This is a genomic window from Streptomyces sp. NPDC002104 (assembly GCF_053593795.1).
The window spans coordinates 60,651-81,664 of the sequence record NZ_JBSFDF010000013.1; the positions used below are offsets into that span (position 1 = coordinate 60,651).

At 72.9% G+C, this 21,014-nt stretch carries 19 protein-coding genes; 8 read left to right on the plus strand and 11 right to left on the minus strand.

All coding sequences use genetic code 11. The features are described from left to right. Positions 1–30: 30 nt before the first annotated feature. From hutH to ACWCP2_RS14310, 5 genes are all read right to left on the minus strand, one after another. Positions 31–1,572, minus strand: coding sequence for a histidine ammonia-lyase (gene hutH / locus ACWCP2_RS14290; protein WP_450908957.1), 1,542 nt, complete (start codon positions 1,570–1,572; stop codon positions 31–33). A gap of 345 nt (positions 1,573–1,917) precedes the next feature. After that, complete coding sequence (locus ACWCP2_RS14295; protein ID WP_450908875.1) at positions 1,918–3,045, minus strand: diguanylate cyclase domain-containing protein; 1,128 nt, start codon at positions 3,043–3,045, stop codon at positions 1,918–1,920. Between the two features lie 145 nt (positions 3,046–3,190). After that, a complete protein-coding gene (locus tag ACWCP2_RS14300; protein ID WP_450908876.1) occupies positions 3,191–3,982 on the minus strand; it encodes an enoyl-CoA hydratase/isomerase family protein in 792 nt (263 codons plus the stop codon). Positions 3,983–4,006: 24 nt separating this feature from the next. After that, a complete protein-coding gene (locus ACWCP2_RS14305) occupies positions 4,007–5,236 on the minus strand; it encodes an adenylate/guanylate cyclase domain-containing protein (RefSeq protein ID WP_450908877.1) in 1,230 nt (409 codons plus the stop codon). A 135-nt stretch (positions 5,237–5,371) separates the two neighbouring features. Continuing rightward, entirely contained in the window at positions 5,372–6,250 is an 879-nt protein-coding gene (locus ACWCP2_RS14310; RefSeq protein ID WP_450908878.1) for a biotin--[acetyl-CoA-carboxylase] ligase, read from the minus strand. 131 nt (positions 6,251–6,381) lie between these two features. Between ACWCP2_RS14310 and ACWCP2_RS14315 the strand changes: the two genes are divergently transcribed. The 4 genes from ACWCP2_RS14315 to ACWCP2_RS14330 all read left to right on the plus strand — a co-directional run bounded on the left by ACWCP2_RS14315 (position 6,382) and on the right by ACWCP2_RS14330 (position 9,142). Next, complete coding sequence (locus ACWCP2_RS14315) at positions 6,382–7,977, plus strand: acyl-CoA carboxylase subunit beta (protein ID WP_450908879.1); 1,596 nt, start codon at positions 6,382–6,384, stop codon at positions 7,975–7,977. A 40-nt stretch (positions 7,978–8,017) separates the two neighbouring features. Next, entirely contained in the window at positions 8,018–8,227 is a 210-nt protein-coding gene (locus ACWCP2_RS14320) for an acyl-CoA carboxylase epsilon subunit (protein WP_383956179.1), read from the plus strand. A gap of 104 nt (positions 8,228–8,331) precedes the next feature. Beyond that, positions 8,332–8,466 (plus strand): morphogenic membrane protein MmpB, encoded by a 135-nt coding sequence (mmpB, locus tag ACWCP2_RS14325; RefSeq protein ID WP_266880764.1) that lies wholly within the window; start codon positions 8,332–8,334, stop codon positions 8,464–8,466. A gap of 67 nt (positions 8,467–8,533) precedes the next feature. After that, entirely contained in the window at positions 8,534–9,142 is a 609-nt protein-coding gene (locus ACWCP2_RS14330; protein WP_450908880.1) for a Maf family protein, read from the plus strand. On the opposite strand, the gene ACWCP2_RS14335 is transcribed toward ACWCP2_RS14330, so the two are convergent. Next, positions 9,123–9,734 carry a hypothetical protein gene (locus ACWCP2_RS14335; protein ID WP_450908881.1) on the minus strand — a complete coding sequence of 204 codons (612 nt, stop codon included), beginning with the start codon at positions 9,732–9,734 and terminating at the stop codon, positions 9,123–9,125. The genes ACWCP2_RS14330 and ACWCP2_RS14335 overlap by 20 nt on opposite strands. Positions 9,735–10,144: 410 nt before the next feature. Here ACWCP2_RS14335 and ACWCP2_RS14340 point away from each other — a divergent pair, with 410 nt between their 5' ends. Next, a complete protein-coding gene (locus tag ACWCP2_RS14340) occupies positions 10,145–11,899 on the plus strand; it encodes an acetyl/propionyl/methylcrotonyl-CoA carboxylase subunit alpha (protein WP_450908882.1) in 1,755 nt (584 codons plus the stop codon). A 178-nt stretch (positions 11,900–12,077) separates the two neighbouring features. On the opposite strand, the gene ACWCP2_RS14345 is transcribed toward ACWCP2_RS14340, so the two are convergent. Further along, a complete protein-coding gene (locus ACWCP2_RS14345) occupies positions 12,078–13,031 on the minus strand; it encodes a DeoR/GlpR family DNA-binding transcription regulator (protein WP_450908883.1) in 954 nt (317 codons plus the stop codon). 175 nt (positions 13,032–13,206) lie between these two features. After that, positions 13,207–14,646: an NAD(P)H-quinone dehydrogenase gene (locus ACWCP2_RS14350; protein ID WP_450908884.1), complete on the minus strand. Its 1,440-nt coding sequence runs from the start codon at positions 14,644–14,646 to the stop codon at positions 13,207–13,209. Positions 14,647–14,844: 198 nt separating this feature from the next. On the opposite strand from ACWCP2_RS14350, the gene ACWCP2_RS14355 reads away from it, so the two are divergent. The 3 genes from ACWCP2_RS14355 (at position 14,845) to ACWCP2_RS14365 (ending at position 17,938) form a co-directional block, all read left to right on the plus strand. Continuing rightward, positions 14,845–15,282 carry a gamma-glutamylcyclotransferase gene (locus ACWCP2_RS14355; RefSeq protein WP_112449900.1) on the plus strand — a complete coding sequence of 146 codons (438 nt, stop codon included), beginning with the start codon at positions 14,845–14,847 and terminating at the stop codon, positions 15,280–15,282. Between the two features lie 159 nt (positions 15,283–15,441). Then, positions 15,442–16,248, plus strand: coding sequence for a purine-nucleoside phosphorylase (locus tag ACWCP2_RS14360; protein ID WP_450908885.1), 807 nt, complete (start codon positions 15,442–15,444; stop codon positions 16,246–16,248). Between the two features lie 40 nt (positions 16,249–16,288). Beyond that, positions 16,289–17,938 (plus strand): phospho-sugar mutase, encoded by a 1,650-nt coding sequence (locus ACWCP2_RS14365; RefSeq protein WP_450908886.1) that lies wholly within the window; start codon positions 16,289–16,291, stop codon positions 17,936–17,938. A 133-nt stretch (positions 17,939–18,071) separates the two neighbouring features. Here the strand turns inward: ACWCP2_RS14365 and ACWCP2_RS14370 are convergent, their stop codons facing one another. From ACWCP2_RS14370 to afsQ1, 3 genes are read right to left on the minus strand one after another with little or no spacing between them, the layout of a single operon-like run. Continuing rightward, positions 18,072–18,761 carry a hypothetical protein gene (locus ACWCP2_RS14370; protein ID WP_450908887.1) on the minus strand — a complete coding sequence of 230 codons (690 nt, stop codon included), beginning with the start codon at positions 18,759–18,761 and terminating at the stop codon, positions 18,072–18,074. Between the two features lie 4 nt (positions 18,762–18,765). Then, positions 18,766–20,253, minus strand: a complete 1,488-nt coding sequence (locus tag ACWCP2_RS14375) for an ATP-binding protein (protein ID WP_450908888.1) — start codon at positions 20,251–20,253, stop codon at positions 18,766–18,768. Then, positions 20,250–20,927 carry a two-component system response regulator AfsQ1 gene (gene afsQ1 / locus ACWCP2_RS14380; RefSeq protein ID WP_254382550.1) on the minus strand — a complete coding sequence of 226 codons (678 nt, stop codon included), beginning with the start codon at positions 20,925–20,927 and terminating at the stop codon, positions 20,250–20,252. The genes ACWCP2_RS14375 and afsQ1 overlap by 4 nt, the downstream gene beginning before the upstream one ends. Positions 20,928–21,014 lie beyond the last annotated feature (87 nt).

Genomic DNA, 21,014 nt, shown 5'->3' on the forward strand with positions numbered 1-21,014 from the left:
GCGACCTTCCGGCGACCTTCCGGCGACCCCTCAGACGAGGGGGCCGGTGACGGTCTCGACGGCGTCCACGAGTCCACCCGAACGAACGAAGGCGTCCGCGGCGGCCAGGTCGGGCGCGAGGAACCGGTCCGGCCCGGGACCCTCCACGCCCGCCGCGCGCGCCGCCGCGATGGCGGCCTGGCTGGCCGGCGCCGGGGTCAGGCCGTGGCGCAGCTCGATGGCGCGGGTGGCCGCGTACATCTCGATCGCGATGATCCGGGTCAGGTTGTCGACGGCGGTACGGAGCTTGCGCGCGGCCGACCAGCCCATCGAGACGTGGTCCTCCTGCATGGCGGAGGAGGGGATCGAGTCGGCGGAGGCGGGGACCGCGAGCCGCTTCATCTCGCTCACCAGGGCCGCCTGCGTGTACTGGGCGATCATGAGTCCGGAGTCCACGCCGGCGTCGTCCGCGAGGAACGGCGGCAGTCCGTGGCTCCGGTTCTTGTCGAGCAGCCGGTCGGTGCGGCGCTCGGCGATCGACCCGAGGTCGGCGGCGGCGATGGCGAGGAAGTCGAGCACGTAGGCGACCGGGGCGCCGTGGAAGTTCCCGTTGGACTCCACGCGCCCGTCGGGCAGCACGACCGGGTTGTCGACGGCGGCGGCCAGCTCGCGGGAGGCGACGAGGGCGGCGTGCGCCATGGTGTCGCGGCCCGCGCCGGCGACCTGCGGGGCGCAGCGCACGGAGTAGGCGTCCTGCACGCGCGGGGCGGTCTCCTCCTGGTAGTGCCGGACGAGCCCGGACCCCTTCAGGACGGCGGCCATGTTCGCGGCGGAGGCGCCCTGGCCCGGGTGCGGGCGGATGGCGTGCAGCTCGGGCTGCAGCACCTTCTCGGTGCCGAGCAGCGCCTCCAGGGTCAGCGCGGCGGTGATGTCGGCGGCGGTGTACAGCCTGCCGAGGTCGGCGAGGGCCATGACCAGCATGCCGAGCATGCCGTCGGTGCCGTTGAGGAGGGCGAGGCCCTCCTTCTCGCGCAGCTCGACGGGGGCGATCCCGGCCTCGGCGAGCAGCTCGCCGGCGGGGCGCACGGTCCCGTCCGGGCCCTCGGCGTCGCCCTCGCCCATCAGGGCGAGCGCGCAGTGCGAGAGCGGGGCGAGGTCTCCCGAGCAGCCCAGCGAGCCGTACTCGTGCACGACGGGGGTGATGCCGGCGTTGAGCACGTCGGCCATCGTCTGCGCGACGGACGGCCGGACGCCGGTGTGTCCGGAGGCGACGGTCTTCAGCCGCAGGAACATCAGCGCCCGCACGACCTCGCGCTCGACGCGCGGGCCCATGCCGGCGGCGTGCGAGCGGACGATGTTGCGCTGGAGCTGCGCGCGCAGCTCGGGGCTGATGTGCCGGGAGGCGAGCGCGCCGAACCCGGTGGACACCCCGTAGACGGGCTCGGGCTTCGCGGCGAGCGCGTCCACGATCTCGCGGGCCGCGGCGAGCGCGGCGACGGCCTCACCGGAGAGCTCCACGCGGGCGTTGCCGCGGGCGACGGCGATCACGTCTTCGGCGGTGGTCCCGGACGTTCCCACCACGACAGTGTGCATATCCATATTCAGCAGCGTACGGACTGAATCCCTCCATGTCACTCCTTCTTGACGCGCAGCTCGCCCCGCTGCGCCGGGCACCTCCCGCACGCGGACCTCGCACCGCTGCGCGGGCTTCGCCCCGCTGCGCCGGACTCCGTCCGGCGGTGGTGGGGCGGTGCCGGTGCCATGGCCGTCCCGGCCTGGGGTCGGTGGGCGGGTGCGGGTGGGTGGTCCCTGCGGGGCGAGGTCCCCTACCCGCCCTTCCACCGTTCCCCGGGCTCCGCCCGGACCCTTGCCGCGTGCGGCGCCGTTCCCGGGCCGCGGGCAGGCCGAGCCGGGGCCCCCGGGCACGCCCCGCCCGGGCTATGCCCGGCCGCGGAAGCGGCGGCGTTCGCCCGGGGAGCCGGGGTCCGCGTCGGCGAGGCGGACCACCGCCGTGTCGCGGCCGGCCACCACCGGCTTAGCCGACCGCGCCGCCTTGGCCTTGTACTGCGCCGCGTCGGCCAGCCGGAACAGCCGCCGGGAGGACTTCACCGGCCCGATCGGGTCCCCCGTGGAGGCGACCCCGCAGGCGACCCCCTCCCCCAGTTCCAGCTCGGCGGCCCGCAGGCACACCTCCTCGGTGACCCGTACCACCTCGTCCGCCGTGGGCCCCACGCTGACCAGGCAGAACTCGTCCCCGCCCAGCCGGGCGACCAGCGCCCCCGGCAGCATCGCCCCGCACAGGCTGAGCACGGAGCCGAACCGTTCCAGCAGCCGGTCGCCCATCGCGTGCCCGAGGGTGTCGTTGACCTTCTTGAGGCCGTTCAGGTCGCAGACGACCAGGCTCACCACGACACCGGCCCCGCCGGCCCCGCCCTTGCGGTGTTCCTCCAGCGCCTCGTCGAGCCGCATGTCCACGGCCCGCCGGTTGGCCAGCCCCGTCAGCGGGTCGGTGAAGGCGAGCCGCCGGGCCTCCTCCAGCCGGTCGCTCTGCGCCAGCCCGGCCGCGATCACCGCCGCGAGCACCGTCGCGAATTCCGCGTCGTCCTCGTCGAAGTCGGCCATGCCCTCGTCCCGGGCCACGTACAGCTCGCCCCAGGCCCGCCCGCTCAGCACGATCGGAGCCACCACGCACGTACCGCGCCCGCGCCTGCGCAGCGCCTCGCCCCGGCGGCCGGGCCGGTCCCCGACCGCGCTCTCCACCCAGGCGTGGGGCCCGCCCCCGCCGACCCAGCGCTCGTGGAGGAACTCCGTGATCTCGGGGAAATCGTGCACGGGGTACGACTCGTCCTCGGGGAACTCCTCCTCCCCGTCCCTGCGCTCCCCCTCGTTCACGAGGACCCGCAGGCGCCCCCGCTCCCGCTCCCACGCGGAGATCGCGGCGAACGACCCGTCCATCGCCAGCCTCGCCCCGCGCGCGGCGGCCCGCACGCTGTCCCGCGGCGCGCACGCGGCGGCCATGGCCTGCGCGAGGCCCACAACGGCTCGAAGCCGCCCGTCAACACCCATCACCCCAGGTTAGGGAGTTTTGTCCGATTTAGTGATAATTGGCGCGACATTCGGTGGCATCAGGATCACACCCGGTCACGAACAGCAGCTCCAGCTACCGCTCCAGCCGCAGTTCCAGCCACCGCTCCAGCCGCATTCCTCGCCCTCACACCCCCGGCCACCGCGGCTTCCGCTTCTCGTTGAACGCCGCCACTCCCTCGGCCCGGTCCCCGGAGAAGGCCACCGTCCGCCACGCCGCGTCCTCGATCTCCAGCCCGGCCGTCAGGTCCATGCCGTGCCCGAGCCGCAGCGCCCGCTTGGCCGCCCGCAGCCCGACCGGGGAGTTCGCCGCCATCGCCGCCGCCATCGCCAGCGCGGCCTCGCGGTCCGTCCCCGCCGGCACCACCGAGTCCACCAGGCCCAGGTCCAGCGCCTCCGCGGCCTCCACCCGGCGTGCGGTGAAGATCAGCTCCGCGGCCCGCGCCGCCCCCACCCGCCGCGGCAGCAGCTGCGTACCGCCGCCGCCCGGGATCACCCCGACCGACACCTCGGGCAGCCCGACGACGGCCGTCTCGTCGGCCACGATGACATCGCACGCGAGGGCCAGCTCGAAGCCGCCCCCCAGCGCGAACCCGTGCACCGCCGCGATCACCGGCATCGGGAGCTCCAGGACTCCCCCGTACGCGCCCCGCGTGGTCGGCCGCTGGCGCAGCAGCTCGGCGTCCGAGAAGGAGTTGCGCTCCTTGAGGTCCGCGCCCACGCAGAACGCCCGCTCGGCGGTGGAGGAGAGCACGACGACCCGTACCGACGGGTCCGCGGCCAGCTCCGCGCAGGCGGCGCCGATGCCCCGCGCCATCTCGGTCGACACCGCGTTCATCGCCTTGGGCCGGTCCAGAACCAGCTCGGCGACCCCGCCCTCATGCCTGCAGATTGCGATGAATGCCGAAGATTCGGACACAGGGACCCTCCCGGTTAACGAACGTTATCCGGGGATCTTAGGGCTCCGGCGCGTCAGCGACCAGGGCTCCACGACGCCGAGACCGCGCACCGGGCGCTGGAACATCGGCTGGAGCGCGAAGCGGTAGGTCCCGCCGCCCTCCTCGTTCTCCGCTTCCTTCTCCGAAACCGGCGCCGCGCCCGTGCGGCCCAGTTCCTCGGCCATCGCACCGTCCACCAGGACCGCGTCCTTGGGGGCTATCGACGTCAGCCGCGAGGCCAGGTTCACCGTGGTCCCGAAGACGTCGCCCATCCGCGTGGTCACCGTCCCGAAGGCGATGCCCACGCGCAGCTCCGGCATCTGCGGATCGGCTTCCATCGTCTCGATCAGCCGCAGCGCGATCTCCGCCGCCGTCGCCGCGTCGTCGGCGCAGTACAGCACCTCGTCGCCCAGCGTCTTGATCAGCCGGCCTCCGTGCGCCGCCACCAGGTCCGCGGAGGTGGTCTCGAAGGACTCGACCAGCTCGCCGAGCTCCTCCTCCTCCAGCCGCCGGGTCAGGCGCGTGAAGCCCACCAGGTCGGCGAAGCCCACCGCGAGGCGCCGGTCGACCATCTCCTCGTCGTCCGCCACCTGCACGACCCGTCCGGTCGCGGCGGCGAGCTGGCGCCGCCACACGTAGACGAGGAACTCCTCCAGCTCCGGCAGCAGCAGCTCGACCAGCGGGTACGTGACCTCCGTACGGGTCATCCCCGGCTCCGGCGGCTCCGTCAGCCCCTCCAGGAAGGAGTCGATCTGCCATTCCGCGAGCCGGGCCGTGGTCTGCCCGGTGGACCGCGCCACCTGGACCGCCATCGGCTCGCTCAGCAGCCCGGCCTCGACGAGACCGGCGAGCCGGCGCAGGGCCAGTACGTCGGCCTCCGTCAGGGCCCTGGCCTGGCCGATGTCCGCGAAGCCCATGGCCCGCCAGAAGCGGGAGGCGAGCTCCATCGAGACCCCGGCGCTGCGGGCCGCCTGGAAGGGGGTGTACCGGCGCTCGGCGCCCAGGATCAGCTGCTCCAGGCGGATCGCGAGCGGGTCGGCCGTCGGCTGCGCCGTGTGGTCGACCTCGTGGTGCGGAGTGTGCTGATCGCGCCCGATCGGGGTGGCGTGGACTCCCGAGCCGCCCGAGCCGCCCGAGCCGCCACTGCCGGAACCGCCCGGACCGCCCGGGCTGCCGGAACCGCCCGTCGGCGTTCCGGGGGCGGGCGCGCTGGACCGAGGGTCGTCGACGGTCAAGGGCCGCCTCCTGTCCATTCCGTGCGCACTGCCGAACCGGGTGATCACCGCGAGGACCGGGATCGCCTAAACCATACGGCAGGTGTGCCGTAGCTCACTCCCCTACTCCGTCACCCGGGGCGGTCCCCCCGCGGGCTACCGCACGGACCGCAGATGGACCACGTCCCCCGCCCCCACGGCCTCGTGCTTGTCCTCCGCGGTCCGTACGACGAGCCGTCCGTCGGTGTCCACCGCTTCGGCCGTCCCGGTGAGCGTGCGCCCGCCCGGCAGGTCGGCGCGCACGTGCTTGCCGAGGGTCGCGCAGCCCGCCGCGTACGTCTCCTGCAGACCGCTGGCCGCCGGGTCGCCGCCGGCCGCGCGCCAGTTTCCGTACCACTGCTCCAGGGAGCGCAGTACGGCCTTGAGCAGCGGGTCCCGGTCGGTGACGGTGGCCTTGGCCAGGAGCAGCGACCCGGCGGTGTCCACGGGCAGCTCGGCGTCGGTCAGCGTCACGTTCAGCCCGATCCCGAGGACGACCCCGTCGCCCACGCGCTCGGCAAGGATGCCGCCGGCCTTGCGCTCCTCACCGTCGACGGTGATCAGCAGGTCGTTGGGCCACTTGAGTGCCGTGTCCACGCCGGCGGCGCGCGAGAGCCCGGTGGCGGTGGCCACCCCGGCCAGCAGCGTCAGCCAGCCCCACCGCTCCTGCGGCACCGCGGGCCCGGGCTTCAGGAGTACGGAGAAGAACAGTCCGGACCGCGCGGGCGCGACCCAGCTCCGGTCGAGCCTGCCCCGCCCGGCGGTCTGCTCCTCGGCGACGAGCACGGCCCCCTCGGGCAGCTTCGCGGCCCGGGCGGCGAGATCACTGTTGGTGGACCCGGTGGAGTCCACCACCTCCACCGAGCTCCACAGCCCCTCGCCGGTCACGAGGGCCCGCTGCAGCGCGGCGACGTTCAAGGGCGGCCGGTCCAGACTCGACCAACGGCCCGCGGAAGCTCCGTTCGAAGCCCCGCCTGATGCATCTGATGGCGTCATGCAACCCAGATTAGGTGTGTCAAACGCCGCACCGCCGAGCGCCATGCCCGCCGATACGCTACGCACCAGTAGCTAGTAAAAAACAAGTAAGTCACCAGGCAGTTGACACCACGCAGGGAGCCGCGACCCCGATGTCACAACCGTCAGAGCCGATCGACATGCACACCACCGCGGGGAAGATCGCGGATCTGCAGCGCCGCGTCGAGGAAGCCACGCACGCCGGGTCCGGGCGTGCGGTGGAGAAGCAGCACGCCAAGGGCAAGCTGACGGCGCGTGAGCGGGTGGCCCTGCTGCTGGACGAGGGGTCCTTCGTCGAGCTGGACGAGTTCGCCCGGCACCGGTCGACGAACTTCGGGCTGGAGAAGACCCGTCCGTACGGCGACGGCGTCGTCACCGGCTACGGGACCGTCGACGGACGGCCCGTCGCCCTGTTCTCGCAGGACTTCACCGTCTTCGGCGGGGCCCTCGGCGAGGTCTACGGCCAGAAGATCATGAAGGTGATGGACTTCGCGCTGAAGACCGGCTGCCCGCTGATCGGCATCAACGACTCCGGCGGCGCCCGCATCCAGGAGGGCGTCAGCGCGCTCGGCATGTACGGCGAGATCTTCCGCCGCAACGTCCACGCCTCCGGGGTGATCCCGCAGATCAGCCTGGTCGTCGGCCCCTGCGCCGGCGGGGCCGTGTACTCCCCGGCCATCACCGACTTCACGGTCATGGTCGACCAGACCTCGCACATGTTCATCACCGGCCCGGACGTCATCAAGACCGTCACCGGCGAGGACGTCGGCTTCGAGGAGCTGGGCGGGGCGCGCACGCACAACAGCACGTCCGGCGTCGCGCACCACATGGCGGGTGACGAGAAGGACGCCATCGAGTACGTGAAGTCGCTGCTGTCCTACCTCCCGTCGAACAACCTGTCCGAGCCGCCGGCCTTCCCCGAGGAGGCCGACACCGAGGTCTCCGACAGCGACCGCGAGCTCGACGTGCTGATCCCGGACAGCGCGAACCAGCCGTACGACATGCACAAGGTGATCGAGCACGTGCTCGACGACGCGGAGTTCCTGGAGACCCAGTCGCTCTTCGCGCCGAACATCCTCACCGGCTTCGGCCGCGTCGAGGGGCACCCGGTCGGGGTCGTCGCCAACCAGCCGATGCAGTTCGCCGGCTGTCTGGACATCGACGCCTCCGAGAAGGCGGCCCGCTTCGTGCGGACCTGCGACGCCTTCAACATCCCGGTGCTGACCTTCGTCGACGTCCCGGGCTTCCTCCCGGGCACCGACCAGGAGTACAACGGAATCATCCGGCGCGGCGCCAAGCTGATCTACGCCTACGCCGAGGCGACCGTCCCCCTGATCACCGTCATCACCCGCAAGGCCTTCGGCGGTGCGTACGACGTGATGGGCTCCAAGCACCTGGGGGCCGACCTCAACCTCGCGTGGCCGACGGCGCAGATCGCCGTCATGGGCGCGCAGGGCGCGGTCAACATCCTGCACCGCCGCGCGATCGCCGAAGCGGAGGAGGCCGGCACGGCCGAGGAGACCCGGGCGCGGCTCATCACCGAGTACGAGGACGCGCTGCTGAACCCGTACACGGCCGCCGAACGCGGCTACGTCGACGCGGTGACCATGCCGTCCGAGACCCGGGCGCACGTGGTGAAGGGGCTGCGGCAGCTGCGCACCAAGCGGGAGTCCCTGCCGCCGAAGAAGCACGGCAACATCCCCCTCTAGGACGTCAGGACGTCAGGACGCTAGGACAGGAGGCAGTCCCGTGGTGATCAAGGTCGTCAAGGGGAACCCGACCCCGGAGGAGCTGGCCGCCGCACTGGCGGTGGTCCGAGCGCGCGCGGCGGCCCTCGCGTCGGAGCCGTCGGGCGCGGCGCGGGTGACCGACGCGTGGGCGGCGCCGGGCCGGGTGGCCCGGCGGACCCTGCCGCGCCCCGGACCGGGCGCGTGGGGCCGTACGTACTGGCCCGCGTGAGCCGGGTCCGGGCCGAGGGCCGGATGAAGATGGCGTGAACTGCCCGTGGCGCCTGAGTACCCGTACTCAGGCGCCACAGGAGTGATCGGGGCCAGGATCGGTGCATGCTCTGGTCAGACCCGAAGAACGAGCCGCCGAAGGACATGCGGGACGCCGAGGCGATGGTCCGGCGGATGACGGTGATCGTCGTCATCGCGATGGTCGTCGTGGTGTACGTCCTGGGCGTGGGCGGTTTCTGACGCCGGGACGCGGGCCCTTTCCGGCGCCGCGAGCCGGGCCCCCCGCGCCGCCCCTACGATGGCGGGCATGACTGCTGCCCCCCGCCACGCCCTCGTCCTCGCCTCCGCTTCGCCCGCCCGGCTGAACCTGCTGCGCCAGGCCGGGCTCGCCCCGCACGTGATCGTCAGCGGCTTCGACGAGGACGCCCTCACCGCCGACTCCCCCTCCGAGCTGGCGCTCGCGCTGGCCGAGGCGAAGGCGGCCGTCGTGGCGGGCCTGGACGAGGCCGCGGGAGCCCTGGTGATCGGCTGCGACTCCGTGCTGGAGCTGGACGGCGAGGCGCTGGGCAAGCCGGCGGACGCCGAGGAGGCCACGGCACGCTGGAAGGCGATGCGCGGGCGCGCCGGCGTGCTGCGCACCGGGCACTGCGTGATCGACACGGCGAGCGGGCGCCGGGTTTCGGCCACGGCGTCGACCACGGTCCGCTTCGGCGAGCCGACGGACGCGGAGGTGGCGGCGTACGTGGCGAGCGGGGAACCGCTGCACGTGGCCGGAGCGTTCACCCTGGACGGACTGTCGGCCCCGTTCATCGAGGGGATCGACGGGGATCACGGCAACGTGATCGGGATCTCCATGCCGCTGCTGCGCTCGCTCCTGGCCGAACTGGGCTTTTCCATCACGGACTTGTGGGCTTGATCTCCCCGGGCTTGGCGAAGTCCCCGAAGTCCGCGAGCGGGTGGCCCGGCCGCGCGTCCCGGATGTCCCGATCGCCATCGGCGTCGCCGTCGGGCCCTCCGCCCGGCCGGCCGCCCCTCGGCCCTCCCTCGGGCCCGCCCGGGCCGCCGAAGCCGCCCAGGGGCCCGCTGGAGCCCTCCGCGGGGCCGCCCGCACCCGCCGCGGCCCCGCCCGCACCCTTGGCCGCATAGAGCATCAGGCTCAGCACCAGCAGGCAGAGGATCAGCATCATCACCGCGAAGGCGCCCCAGCCCACCAGGCCGACGACGAGGGCGCCGAGCAGTCCGTGGACGACGGCGGCGCCGACGAGGAGCACGCGCGCGAAGGCGCCCGGGGCCCGGTCGCGGATCGCGGCGACGGCGAGGAACACCGCGCAGGCGAGCAGGAACGCGGCCATGCCGGCGCCCAGCGCGTAGGTGGCCGCGGACATGACATCGGGATCGGCGCCCGCGATGGACATCGACTGGTTCGCGGTGGTCCGGCCCAGGACGAGGTGGACGAAGCCGAGCACCGCCGCCTCCACGACGAGTACGACCGCGGTCGCTCCGGCCACGGATCTCCGCAGCACCACGCCACCCACACCAGCCACGACGCCCCCACCCCGTATGCACAAGCCCGTTCGACGCCTGGAGGCTACTAACGGGTAAACCTTGGGACAAGGGGCCGGGGCAGCTTCGTTACCGTCGGGCCGCGACACGGCGCCCGTGCAAGGAATGCATGGGCCGTTCGTAGGGATTCGACAAAGAATCACCCCGGCCCGCTGACCCGGGGAACAGAGACCCCGGACACACGGCAGGGTTACTGTGCAGTCGGGGATCCCCCTGACATGGGGCGCCACAAGGGTTTTATCGACTCGGGATCCACTCGGATCACAGTCCGTGTGGGCAAGGTCACCACCGGGGAAGGGTCGAAAGGCCGTGTGGGCTGTCCCTAAACTCAGCTTGTTTCAAGGAGGGAGCCATCGTGCGCAAGGTGCTCATCGCCAACCGTGGCGAAATCGCAGTCCGCGTTGCTCGGGCCTGCCGGGATGCCGGGATCGCGAGCGTAGCCGTCTACGCCGACCCGGACCGGGACGCTCTGCACGTCCGCGCGGCCGACGAAGCTTTCGCGTTGGGCGGTGACACCCCGGCCGCGAGCTACTTGGACATCTCCAAGATCCTGCAGGCCGCAGCCGACTCCGGTGCGGACGCCATCCATCCCGGATACGGCTTCCTCTCCGAGAACGCCGAGTTCGCGCAGGCCGTCATCGACGCGGGCCTGATCTGGATCGGCCCGCCGCCGCAGGCGATCCGCGATCTGGGCGACAAGGTGGCCGCCCGCCACATCGCGCTGCGCGCCGGCGCCCCGCTGGTGGCCGGCACGCCGGACCCGGTCTCCGGCTCCGACGAGGTCGTCGCGTTCGCCAAGGAGCACGGCCTGCCCATCGCGATCAAGGCCGCCTTCGGTGGCGGCGGTCGCGGTCTGAAGGTCGCCCGGAACCTCGAAGAGGTCCCGGAGCTCTACGACTCCGCCGTGCGCGAGGCCGTCGCCGCCTTCGGCCGCGGCGAGTGCTTCGTCGAGCAGTACCTCGACAAGCCGCGGCACGTGGAGACCCAGTGCCTGGCCGACACCCACGGCAACGTGGTCGTCGTCTCCACCCGTGACTGCTCGCTGCAGCGCCGCCACCAGAAGCTGGTGGAGGAGGCTCCCGCGCCGTTCCTGACGGAGGCCCAGAACGCCGAGCTGTACGCGGCGTCGAAGGCGATCCTGAAGGAGGCCGGCTACGTCGGCGCCGGCACGGTCGAGTTCCTGGTCTCCGCCGACGGCCTGATCTCCTTCCTCGAGGTCAACACCCGCCTGCAGGTCGAGCACCCGGTCACCGAAGAGGTCACCGGCCTCGACCTGGTCCGCGAGATGTTCCGCATCGCGGACGGCGAGGAGCTCGGCTACGGGGACCCGGTCCTGCGCGGTCACTCCTTCGAGTTCCGCATCAACGGCGAGGACCCGGGCCGCGGCTTCCTGCCGGCTCCGGGCACCGTCACCAGGTTCGCCCCGCCGACCGGCCCGGGCGTCCGCCTGGACGCGGGCGTCGAGTCGGGCTCGGTCATCGGCCCGGCGTGGGACTCCCTGCTCGCCAAGCTCGTCGTCACGGGTGCCACGCGCGAGCAGGCCCTGCAGCGGGCGGCGCGCGCGCTGGCCGAGTTCGAGGTGGAGGGCATGGCCACGGCCATCCCGTTCCACCGCGCGGTCGTCGTCGACCCCGCCTTCACGTCCGACCCGTTCACGATCCACACCCGCTGGATCGAGACCGAGTTCGTCAACGAGATCCCGGCGTTCGTGGTTCCCTCCGCGGAGGACTCCGAGGAGGAGCCGGGCCGCGAGACCGTGGTCGTCGAGGTCGGCGGCAAGCGCCTGGAGGTCTCCCTCCCGTCCTCGCTGGGCATGACCCTGGCCCGTACGGCGGCCGCGGGCGGCGCGAAGCCCAAACGCCGCGCGGCCAAGAAGTCCGGCCCGGCCGCCTCCGGCGACACCCTGGCCTCGCCCATGCAGGGCACGATCGTGAAGGTCGCGGTCGAGGAGGGCCAGCAGGTCAACGAGGGCGACCTGATCGTCGTCCTCGAAGCCATGAAGATGGAACAGCCGCTGAACGCGCACCGCTCGGGCACGATCGTGGGCCTCGCGGCGGAGGTCGGCGCGTCGCTCACCTCGGGCGCGGCGATCTGCGAGATCAAGGACTGACGTCCTGCGACCGGGCGTCCGGGGCTCCGCCCCCGGACCCCGGCCCGGGAGGCGCCCGGCGCGTCCCGCTACGCCGGAGGGGCTGGACATCGGCTGACATCAGCCGAAATCCAGCCCCTCCGGCGTTCGAGGAGCAGGGCTCCGGGGAACTGGTCCCCGCCAAGGGTGCCGCGCCCGCCTAGCGGCGCCTCATGTCCGCGACCCGCGCACGCTCCGCCTGCTGCTCGTGCAGCGGACCCGCGCTGCGGAGCTGGGCCGTCGGCCCGCCGCGCCGCTGGACGGGGAGCGGGGATTCCCGGCGCGGGCGGCGCCCGGCCATTCCCTCGCCGGAGGCACCGCCGGAGGCACTCGCGCCCCCGGCCACGGTGATCTGCACGCCCTGGTCCGCCAGCGCCTGCAACTCCGTACCGGCCCGGTCGTCGTGCGGCGGCGGCTCGTCCGTCACCAGTCGGGTGATCACATCGGTCGGCACGGTCTGGAACATGGTGTCCGTCCCGAGCTTCGTGTGGTCGGCCAGGACCACCACCTCCGCCGCGGCCTGCACCAGCGCCCGGTCCACGCTCGCGGAGAGCATGTTGGACGTGGACAGCCCGCGCTCGGCGGTGAGACCGCTGCCGGACAGGAAGGCCCGCGAGACCCGCAGCCCCTGGAGGGACTGCTCGGCACCGCTGCCGACCAGCGCGTAGTTGGACCCGCGCAGGGTTCCGCCCGTCATGACCACCTCCACCCGGTTCGCATGGGCCAGGGCCTGTGCGACGAGCAGCGAGTTGGTGACGACGGTGAGTCCGGGCACCCGGGCGAGCCGGCGGGCCAGCTCCTGGGTGGTGGTGCCGGCGCCGACGACCACGGCCTCGCCTTCTTCGACGAGTCCGGCCGCGACATCGGCGATGGCGGTCTTCTCCGCCGTCGCGAGATGGGACTTTTGCGGAAAGCCGGATTCACGCGTGAAACCGCCCGGCAGTACCGCACCGCCGTGCCGGCGGTCGAGGAGTCCTTCTGCCTCCAGTGCCCGCACGTCCCGCCGTACGGTCACTTCGGAGGTCTGGACGACGCGGGCGAGCTCCCGGAGCGAAACCGCTCCGTTGGCCCGCACCATTTCGAGGATCAATTGGCGACGTTCTGCAGCGAACACGAAACTGACAGTAACCCGGGTGACCGACTGCTTTCAGCTCCTTGCGCCGGAATTCCGAAGTTGTCCATACCGTGGGGCAGTTAGTGGTATACGCGGTCGGCCCGCCGCGCACGTGCTCCGCGACGGGCCGACCGCCCACTCCAAAGCCCTTGCTCACAAGGGCCGTTATCGGTACTTACGCCTCGCCGGATGCCTTGCGCGTGTGCAACTGGCGGGCGACCTCGGCGATCGAGCCGGACAGCGAGGGGTACACGGTGAACGCGTTTGCGATCTGCTCGACCGTCAGGTTGTTGTCGACGGCGATCGAGATCGGGTGGATGAGCTCGCTCGCGCGCGGCGAGACGACCACACCGCCGACGACGATCCCGGTGCCGGGACGGCAGAACAGCTTCACGAAGCCGTCCCGGATGCCCTGCATCTTGGCGCGCGGGTTGCGCAGCAGCGGGAGCTTCACGCACCGGGCGTCGATCTTGCCGGAGTCCACGTCGGCCTGGGTGTAGCCGACGGTGGCGATCTCGGGGTCGGTGAAGACGTTCGAGGAGACCGTCTTCAGGTTCAGCGGGGCCACCGCGTCGCCGAGGAAGTGGTACATCGCGATGCGCCCCTGCATGGCGGCCACGGACGCCAGCGCGAAGATGCCGGTCACGTCGCCGGCCGCGTACACGCCGGGCGAGGAGGTGCGCGAGACCTTGTCGGTCCAGATGTGCCCGGACTCCTTGAGCTTGACCCCGGACTCCTCCAGGTTCATGTTGGCCGTGTTCGGGATCGCGCCGACCGCCATCAGGCAGTGCGTGCCGCTGATGACCCGGCCGTCGGAGAGGGTCACCTCGACCCGGTCGCCGACCCGCTTGGCGGACTCGGCGCGGGAGCGGCCGATGACGTTCATGCCGCGGCGCCGGAAGACGTCCTCCAGCACGGCGGCGGCGTCCGGGTCCTCGCCGGGGAGCACCCGGTCGCGGGAGGACACGAGGGTCACCCGGGAGCCGAGGGCCTGGTACGCGCCGGCGAACTCGGCGCCGGTCACGCCGGAGCCCACCACGATGAGCTCCTCCGGGAGCTCTTCGAGGTCGTAGACCTGGGTCCAGTTCAGGATCCGCTCGCCGTCGGGCATCGCGTCGGGGATCTCGCGGGGGTGGCCGCCGGTCGCGATGAGCACGGCGTCGGCGGTGAGGATCGTCTCCGAGCCGTCGGCCGCGGTGACGATCACGTCGCGCGTGCCGTCGATGCCCTGCGGGCCGCCGAGCTTGGCGCGGCCCCGTACGACCCGGGCGCCGGCCCGGGTGACGGAGGCGGTGATGTCGTGGGACTGGGCGAGCGCCAGGCGCTTGACGCGCCGGTTCACCTTGCCGAGGTCCACGCCGACGACGCGCGCGGCCTGCTCGATGTGCGGGGTGTCGTCCGCGACGACGATGCCCAGCTCCTCGTACGACGAGTCGAAGGTCGTCATGACCTCGGCGGTCGCGATGAGAGTCTTGGAGGGCACGCAGTCGGTGAGCACCGACGCGCCGCCCAGACCGTCGCAGTCCACGACGGTCACCTCCGCGCCGAGCTGGGCCCCCACGAGGGCCGCCTCATACCCGCCGGGTCCGCCGCCGATGATCACGATCCGGGTCACGAAAACTCCGCCTCACGTCTACCCGGCCGGCTGCCGCCCCGGCCGGGGCTTCCGGGGGGTCTCCCCGGGGGATGCATTCCGTACGTCATTGTCCCGCACGCATCAAGGTGCTTCACGCCCGGTCCCACCATCCGGGACGCGGACCCCGTACGCGGCCGGGAGCGCTGCCGGGGCCGCCCCTCCCGTACCCTCGACCACATGTCGCTCTACGCCGCGTACGCCGGCAACCTCGACCCGCGGCTGATGACGCGCCGTGCTCCGCATTCGCCGCTGCGCGGAACGGGCTGGATCAACGACTGGCGGCTGACCTTCGGCGGCGAGCAGATGGGCTGGGAGGGCGCGCTGGCGACGATCGTCGAAGCACCCCGCCACCAGGTCTTCGTCGCGCTGTACGACGTGGCCCCGCTCGACGAGGACTCCATGGACCGCTGGGAGGGCGTCGGGCTCGACATCTACCGGCGCATGCGGGTGCGCGTGCACACGCTGGACGGCGAGGAAGCGGCCTGGGTGTACGTGCTGAACGGCTACGAGGGCGGCCTGCCCTCCGCCCGCTACCTGGGCGAGCTGGCCGACGCCGCCGAATCCGCGGGCGCCCCGCACGACTACGTGATGGAACTGCGCAAGCGCCCCTGCTGAGCCGGAGCCCCGCGGCACCCCGCCCCCGCAGCACCCCGCAGCGCCCCGCAGCGCCCCGACCCGCCCGGGACAATTGGTCGGAAACGACAAAGCAACGATCCGAATACCGTGAGCGGTGCCATCTACGCGCGTAGGCGAAGAGCGGCTACGCTCTTCCGCGTGAACGCATCTGTTACCGACCCCTTCGCCGCCGCCGACGCCGCCGCCGCCCGCCTGCGCGAGCTGACCGGCGCCGAGACCCACGATGTCGCCCTCGTGATGGGCTCCGGCTGGGCCCCCGCCGCCGAGGTGCTCGGCGCGCCCGAGGCCGAGTTCCCGGTCACCGAACTGCCCGGCTTCCCGCCCCCCGCCGTCGAGGGCCACGGCGGCAAGATCCGCTCGTACAAGATCGGCGACAAGCGCGCGCTGCTCTTCCTCGGCCGGACCCACTACTACGAGGGCCGCGGCGTAGCCGCCGTCGCCCACGGCGTGCGCACCGCCGTGGCCGCCGGCTGCAAGACCGTCGTCCTGACCAACGGCTGCGGCGGCCTGCGCGAGGGCATGAAGCCCGGCCAGCCCGTCCTGATCAGCGACCACCTCAACCTCACGGCCACCTCGCCGATCGTCGGCGCGAACTTCGTGGACCTCACCGACCTGTACTCGCCGCGCCTGCGCGCGATGTGCAAGGAGATCGACGAGACCCTCGAAGAGGGCGTCTACGTGCAGTTCCCCGGCCCGCACTACGAGACCCCGGCCGAGATCAACATGATCCGCGTCATGGGCGCCGACCTGGTCGGCATGTCCACCGTGCTGGAGGCCATCGCCGCCCGCGAGGCCGGCGCCGAGGTGCTCGGCATCTCGCTGGTCACCAACCTGGCGGCGGGCCTCTCGGGCGAGCCGCTGAACCACGAAGAGGTGCTCCAGGCCGGCCGCGACTCGGCCGCGCGCATGGGCAAGCTGCTGACCCAGGTCCTCGCCCGGATCTGAAGCGAGCGACCCGACCGACCGACGAGAGGTAGTGCAGGACGTGCAGGACGATCTGATCGCACGGGCGCAGGCCTGGCTGGCCGAGGACCCGGACCCGGAGACGGCCGAGGAGCTCGCGAAGCTCATCGAGGCCGGTGACACCACCGAGCTCGCCGACCGCTTCTCCGGCATGCTGCAGTTCGGCACCGCCGGACTGCGCGGCGAGCTGGGCGCGGGCCCGATGCGGATGAACCGGGGCGTGGTCATCCGGGCCGCGGCCGGCCTCGCGGCCTACCTCAAGGCCCAGGGCCACGAAGGCGGCCTGGTCGTCGTCGGCTACGACGCCCGCTACAAGTCGGCCGACTTCGCCCGCGACACGGCCGCGGTGATGACCGGCGCCGGACTGCGCGCCGCCGTCCTGCCCCGTCCGCTGCCGACGCCGGTCCTCGCGTACGCCATAAGGCACCTGGGCGCCGTCGCCGGCGTCGAGGTGACCGCGAGCCACAACCCGCCCCGGGACAACGGCTACAAGGTCTACCTCGGCGACGGCTCGCAGATCGTCTCCCCGGCCGACGCGGAGATCGCCGCGCAGATCGACGCGATCGCCGCGCTGGCCGACGTACCGCGGGCCGAGGGCGGCTGGCAGGACCTCGGCGACGAGGTCCTGGAGGCCTACCTGGCCCGCACGGACGCCGTCCTGACCCCCGGGTCCCCGCGCGGCGTGCGGACCGTCTACACGGCCATGCACGGCGTCGGCAAGGACGTGGTCCTGGCCGCCTTCGCCCGCGCCGGCTTCCCGGCCCCGGTCCTGGTGGCCGAGCAGGCGGAGCCGGACCCGGCCTTCCCGACGGTGGCCTTCCCCAACCCGGAGGAGCCGGGCGCGATGGACCTGTCCTTCGCGACGGCCGCCCGCGTCGACCCCGACATCGTCATCGCCAACGACCCGGACGCCGACCGCTGCGCGGTGGCCGTCCCGGACGCCGCCTCGGCCTCCGGCTGGCGGATGCTGCGCGGCGACGAGGTCGGCGCGCTGCTCGCCGCCCACCTGGTGCACAAGGGCGCGCGGGGCGTCTTCGCCGAGTCCATCGTCTCCTCCTCCCTGCTGGGGCGGATCGCGGAGGCCGCGGGCGTCGGCTACGAGGAGACCCTGACGGGCTTCAAGTGGATCTCCCGCGTCGAGGGCCTGCGCTACGGCTACGAGGAGGCGCTCGGCTACTGCGTGGACCCCGAGGGCGTCCGCGACAAGGACGGCGTCACGGCCGCCCTGCTCGTCGCGGAACTGGCCTCGGAGCTCAAGGAGCAGGGCCGGACCCTGACCGACCTGCTGGACGACCTGGCGATGGAGCACGGCCTGCACGCCACCGACCAGCTGTCGGTCCGCGTGGAGGACCTGTCGGTCATCGCCTCGGCGATGGCGGCGCTGCGCGCGGAGCCCCCGGTCTCGCTGGCGGGCCTGCGGGTCACCTCGGCGGAGGACCTGAACCGGGGCACGGCCAAGCTCCCGCCCACGGACGGGCTGCGCTACTACCTGGAGGGCGACTACAAGGCCCGGGTGATCGTCCGCCCGTCCGGTACGGAGCCCAAGCTGAAGTGCTACCTGGAGGTCGTGGTCCCGGTGGCGGAGGCCTCGGACCTGCTCCCGGCCCGCGCCCGCGGCCAGGAGGTCCTGGACGCGATCAAGAAGGACCTGGCGGCGGCGGCCGGAATCTAGCCGTCCCGGCGCGCACCGCGCGATGCTTCACGGGCTTCGGCCCGCAGGCAGTGCACCGGCCCCCCGAGCTCCCGCCCGGGGGGCCGTCGCCGTGTCCGGCCCCCCGCAGGGGCCGGGCCGCCCGAGCGGCGCGTCAGGAGGGGGTCGGACTCGGCGCCGGGCTCGCCGACGGCCGTACGACATCGCCCAGGGTCGCGACCGACTCCGGGCGGGAGCGGACGGCGTCCGTGCACTCCCAGGCCCTCGGCGGATCCGCGTCGGGACCGCCCAGCACCACCGGGCCCGGCCCCGCCGGCAGCACGTCGGTCTCCGCGAGCGTGCACACCAGCTGCGACAGCGCCACCGGGGGCAGGTCCTCGGGCTTGCGGCTCAGCCGTACCGTGCCCGCCGGATCGCCCGGCCGCGGCGCCGAGGCGGTCAGCGTCGCCGGCACCTCGGTCGTGAAGCCGGCCTCCCGCTCCTCCGCCGACGGCTCCCGCTGGAGCATCTCCAGCAGGGCCTGGGTGACGAGCACCGCCACGTCCCGCGCGGGCTGCTTCTCCGGCACCGCCACCACCCGCTGGACGCCCACCAGCTGCGCCCCGCAGACCAGTTCCACCGTGGCCCGGATGCCCTGCACCCCGCCCGCCGCGGCCGACGCGCCCGCCGGGGTCTTGCAGGAGACCCGCGAGGGCGCCGGTCCCACGTCCACCGGCACGGTGGTCGCCCGGATCCCGCAGCCGGTCAGGGCGCCCAGGGACAACAGGCCCAGGGCCACCACGACGGCCGTCGTACCGAGCGTCGCGCCGAGCCACGCCCCGCGCCCGGCGGTCCCGCGCCCCACCGTCCTACGCCTCGTCCGCGTCACCGGCGATCACCTTCCCCACGTCCACCGGCAGCCGCAGCGTGAACAGCGCACCGCCCTGCGCACCGTTCTCCGCGGTGATGTCGCCCCCGTGGATGTGCGCGTTCTCCATCGCGATGGACAGGCCGAGCCCGCTGCCGTCCGACTTCGGCCGCGAGGCGCTCGCCTTGTAGAACCGGTCGAAGACGTGCGGCAGTACGGCCTCGGGGATGCCCGGACCGTTGTCCCGTACCGCGATCACCAGCCAGTCCCCCTCCACCCGGATGGAGACCCGTACCGGCGATCCGCCGTGCTTGAGCGCGTTGCCGATCAGATTGGCGAGGATCACGTCGAGCCGCCGCGGGTCGAGCCGCGCCACGATCCCGCGCTCCGCGTCGAGTTCGACCGCGTCGAGCCACGCCCGCGTGTCGATGCACGCCGTCACCTGGTCGGCGACGTCCACGTCGTCCAGGACGAGGCGCGCCGTTCCCGCGTCGAAGCGGGTGACCTCCATGAGGTTCTCCACGAGGTCGTTCAGCCGCCTGGTCTCGCTCACGACCAGGACCACCGCCGGTGCGATCATCGGATCGAGGTCTTCGACCTCGTCCTCCAGCACCTCGGCGACCGCCGTCAGCGCCGTCAGCGGCGTGCGCAGTTCGTGGGACATGTCCGCGACGAAACGACGGCTGGACTCCTCCCGCGCGCTCATGTCGGCGACCTTCTTCTCCAGCGCCTCCGCCGTCTTGTTGAAGGTGTGGGCCAGATCGGCGAGTTCGTCCGTGCCCGACACCTCCAGCCGGTGGTCCAGCTCCCCTTCGCCGAGCCGCCGCGCCGCGTCGCCGAGGCGCTGCACGGGCCGCAGCACCGTACGGGCCGCGGCCTGCGCGAGCAGCGCGGACCCGAGCAGCGCGAGCCCGGTGGCGATGGTCAGCGACCAGGCCAGGGCGTTGAGGTCGTCGCGCTCCTGGGCGAGGGACTTGTACATGTAGCCGGTCGGGCCGCCGCCCACGATCCGGGTGCCGCCGACCAGGTAGGGATTGCCGTCCGGCTTCGTCCGCTGCCAGTACACGTGGTACGCGGCGTCGTTGGCCGAGGTGGTCTTCTGCCGGTCGTCGACGGCGTGCTGGAGCGACTTCGGTACGTCGGCCAGCGAGAAGGCGTCGGGACCGGCGGCCCCGGACACCTTGCGGCCGTTCTTCTCGTCCACCAGGAGCACGCTGTAGCCGGGGCTGCTGCCCGCCATCATCTCGGCGGTGTGCTGCAGCTCCTCCTGCGTCGGGTCGGCGGGCAGCGCCGCGGCCCGGTTCTGCATCTCCTGCCGGAAGTCGCCGAGGGCGGCGTCCTGGGTCCGGGTCAGGACGGCCTCGCGGTTGAGCCAGTACGCGATCCCGGACGCGGAGACGGCGGCCGTCAGCGCGACCAGTGCGAACACGACGAGGAGCCGCAGCCGCAGGCTGGTCCAGCGCCGGCCCGCGAACAGGGCTCGGATCACTGCGGGGAGTCCAGCCGGTAGCCGACGCCCCGCACGGTACGGATCAGGGTGGGCGACGAGGGCACTTCCTCGACCTTGGCGCGCAGCCGCTGCACGCAGGCGTCGACGAGGCGCGAGTCACCGAGGTAGTCGTGCTCCCACACCAGCCGCAGCAGCTGCTGGCGGGAGAGCGCCTGGCCGGGCCGGCGGCTCAGCTCCAGGAGCAGCCGCAGCTCGGTCGGGGTGAGCTGGAGGTCCTCGCCGTTCTTGGTCACCGTCATGGCGGAGCGGTCGATGACCAGCGGGCCGAAGACCGCCGTGTCGGTGGACTCGCGCTCGCCGCGGCGCAGCACCGCCCGGATGCGGGCGTCGAGCACCCGTCCCTGGACGGGCTTGACCACGTAGTCGTCGGCGCCCGACTCCAGGCCGACGACCACGTCGATGTCGTCGTTGCGCGCGGTGAGCAGGATGATCGGCAGCTGGTCGGTGCGGCGGATGCGCCGGCACACCTCGAAGCCGTCGATGCCGGGCAGCATGACGTCGAGCACGATCAGGTCGGGCCGCTGCTCGCGCAGCAGTTTGAGGCCGTCCTCGCCCGTCGCCGCGGTGGCCACACGGTGGCCCTGGCGTGACAGGGAGAGTTCGAGGGCCGTGCGGATGGCGTCGTCGTCCTCGATGAGCAACAGGAAAGGCACGGGCTCATTCTGTCCCATCGCCCCGCGGGACTTCGACTGCCCTGCGCCTCCAATCCCGCCGGTGCCCCCGGCCCCGCCCCGGCGCGG

Excerpts from the sequence above, each read along its gene's own strand:
- hutH (WP_450908957.1), bottom strand. The coding sequence starts at position 1,572 with ATGCACACTGTCGTGGTGGGAACGTCCGGGACCACCGCCGAAGACGTG.
- ACWCP2_RS14295 (WP_450908875.1), bottom strand. The coding sequence starts at position 3,045 with ATGGGTGTTGACGGGCGGCTTCGAGCCGTTGTGGGCCTCGCGCAGGCC.
- ACWCP2_RS14310 (WP_450908878.1), bottom strand. The coding sequence starts at position 6,250 with ATGACGCCATCAGATGCATCAGGCGGGGCTTCGAACGGAGCTTCCGCG.
- ACWCP2_RS14315 (WP_450908879.1), top strand. The coding sequence starts at position 6,382 with ATGTCACAACCGTCAGAGCCGATCGACATGCACACCACCGCGGGGAAG.
- mmpB (WP_266880764.1), top strand. The coding sequence starts at position 8,332 with ATGCTCTGGTCAGACCCGAAGAACGAGCCGCCGAAGGACATGCGGGAC.
- ACWCP2_RS14330 (WP_450908880.1), top strand. The coding sequence starts at position 8,534 with ATGACTGCTGCCCCCCGCCACGCCCTCGTCCTCGCCTCCGCTTCGCCC.
- ACWCP2_RS14355 (WP_112449900.1), top strand. The coding sequence starts at position 14,845 with ATGTCGCTCTACGCCGCGTACGCCGGCAACCTCGACCCGCGGCTGATG.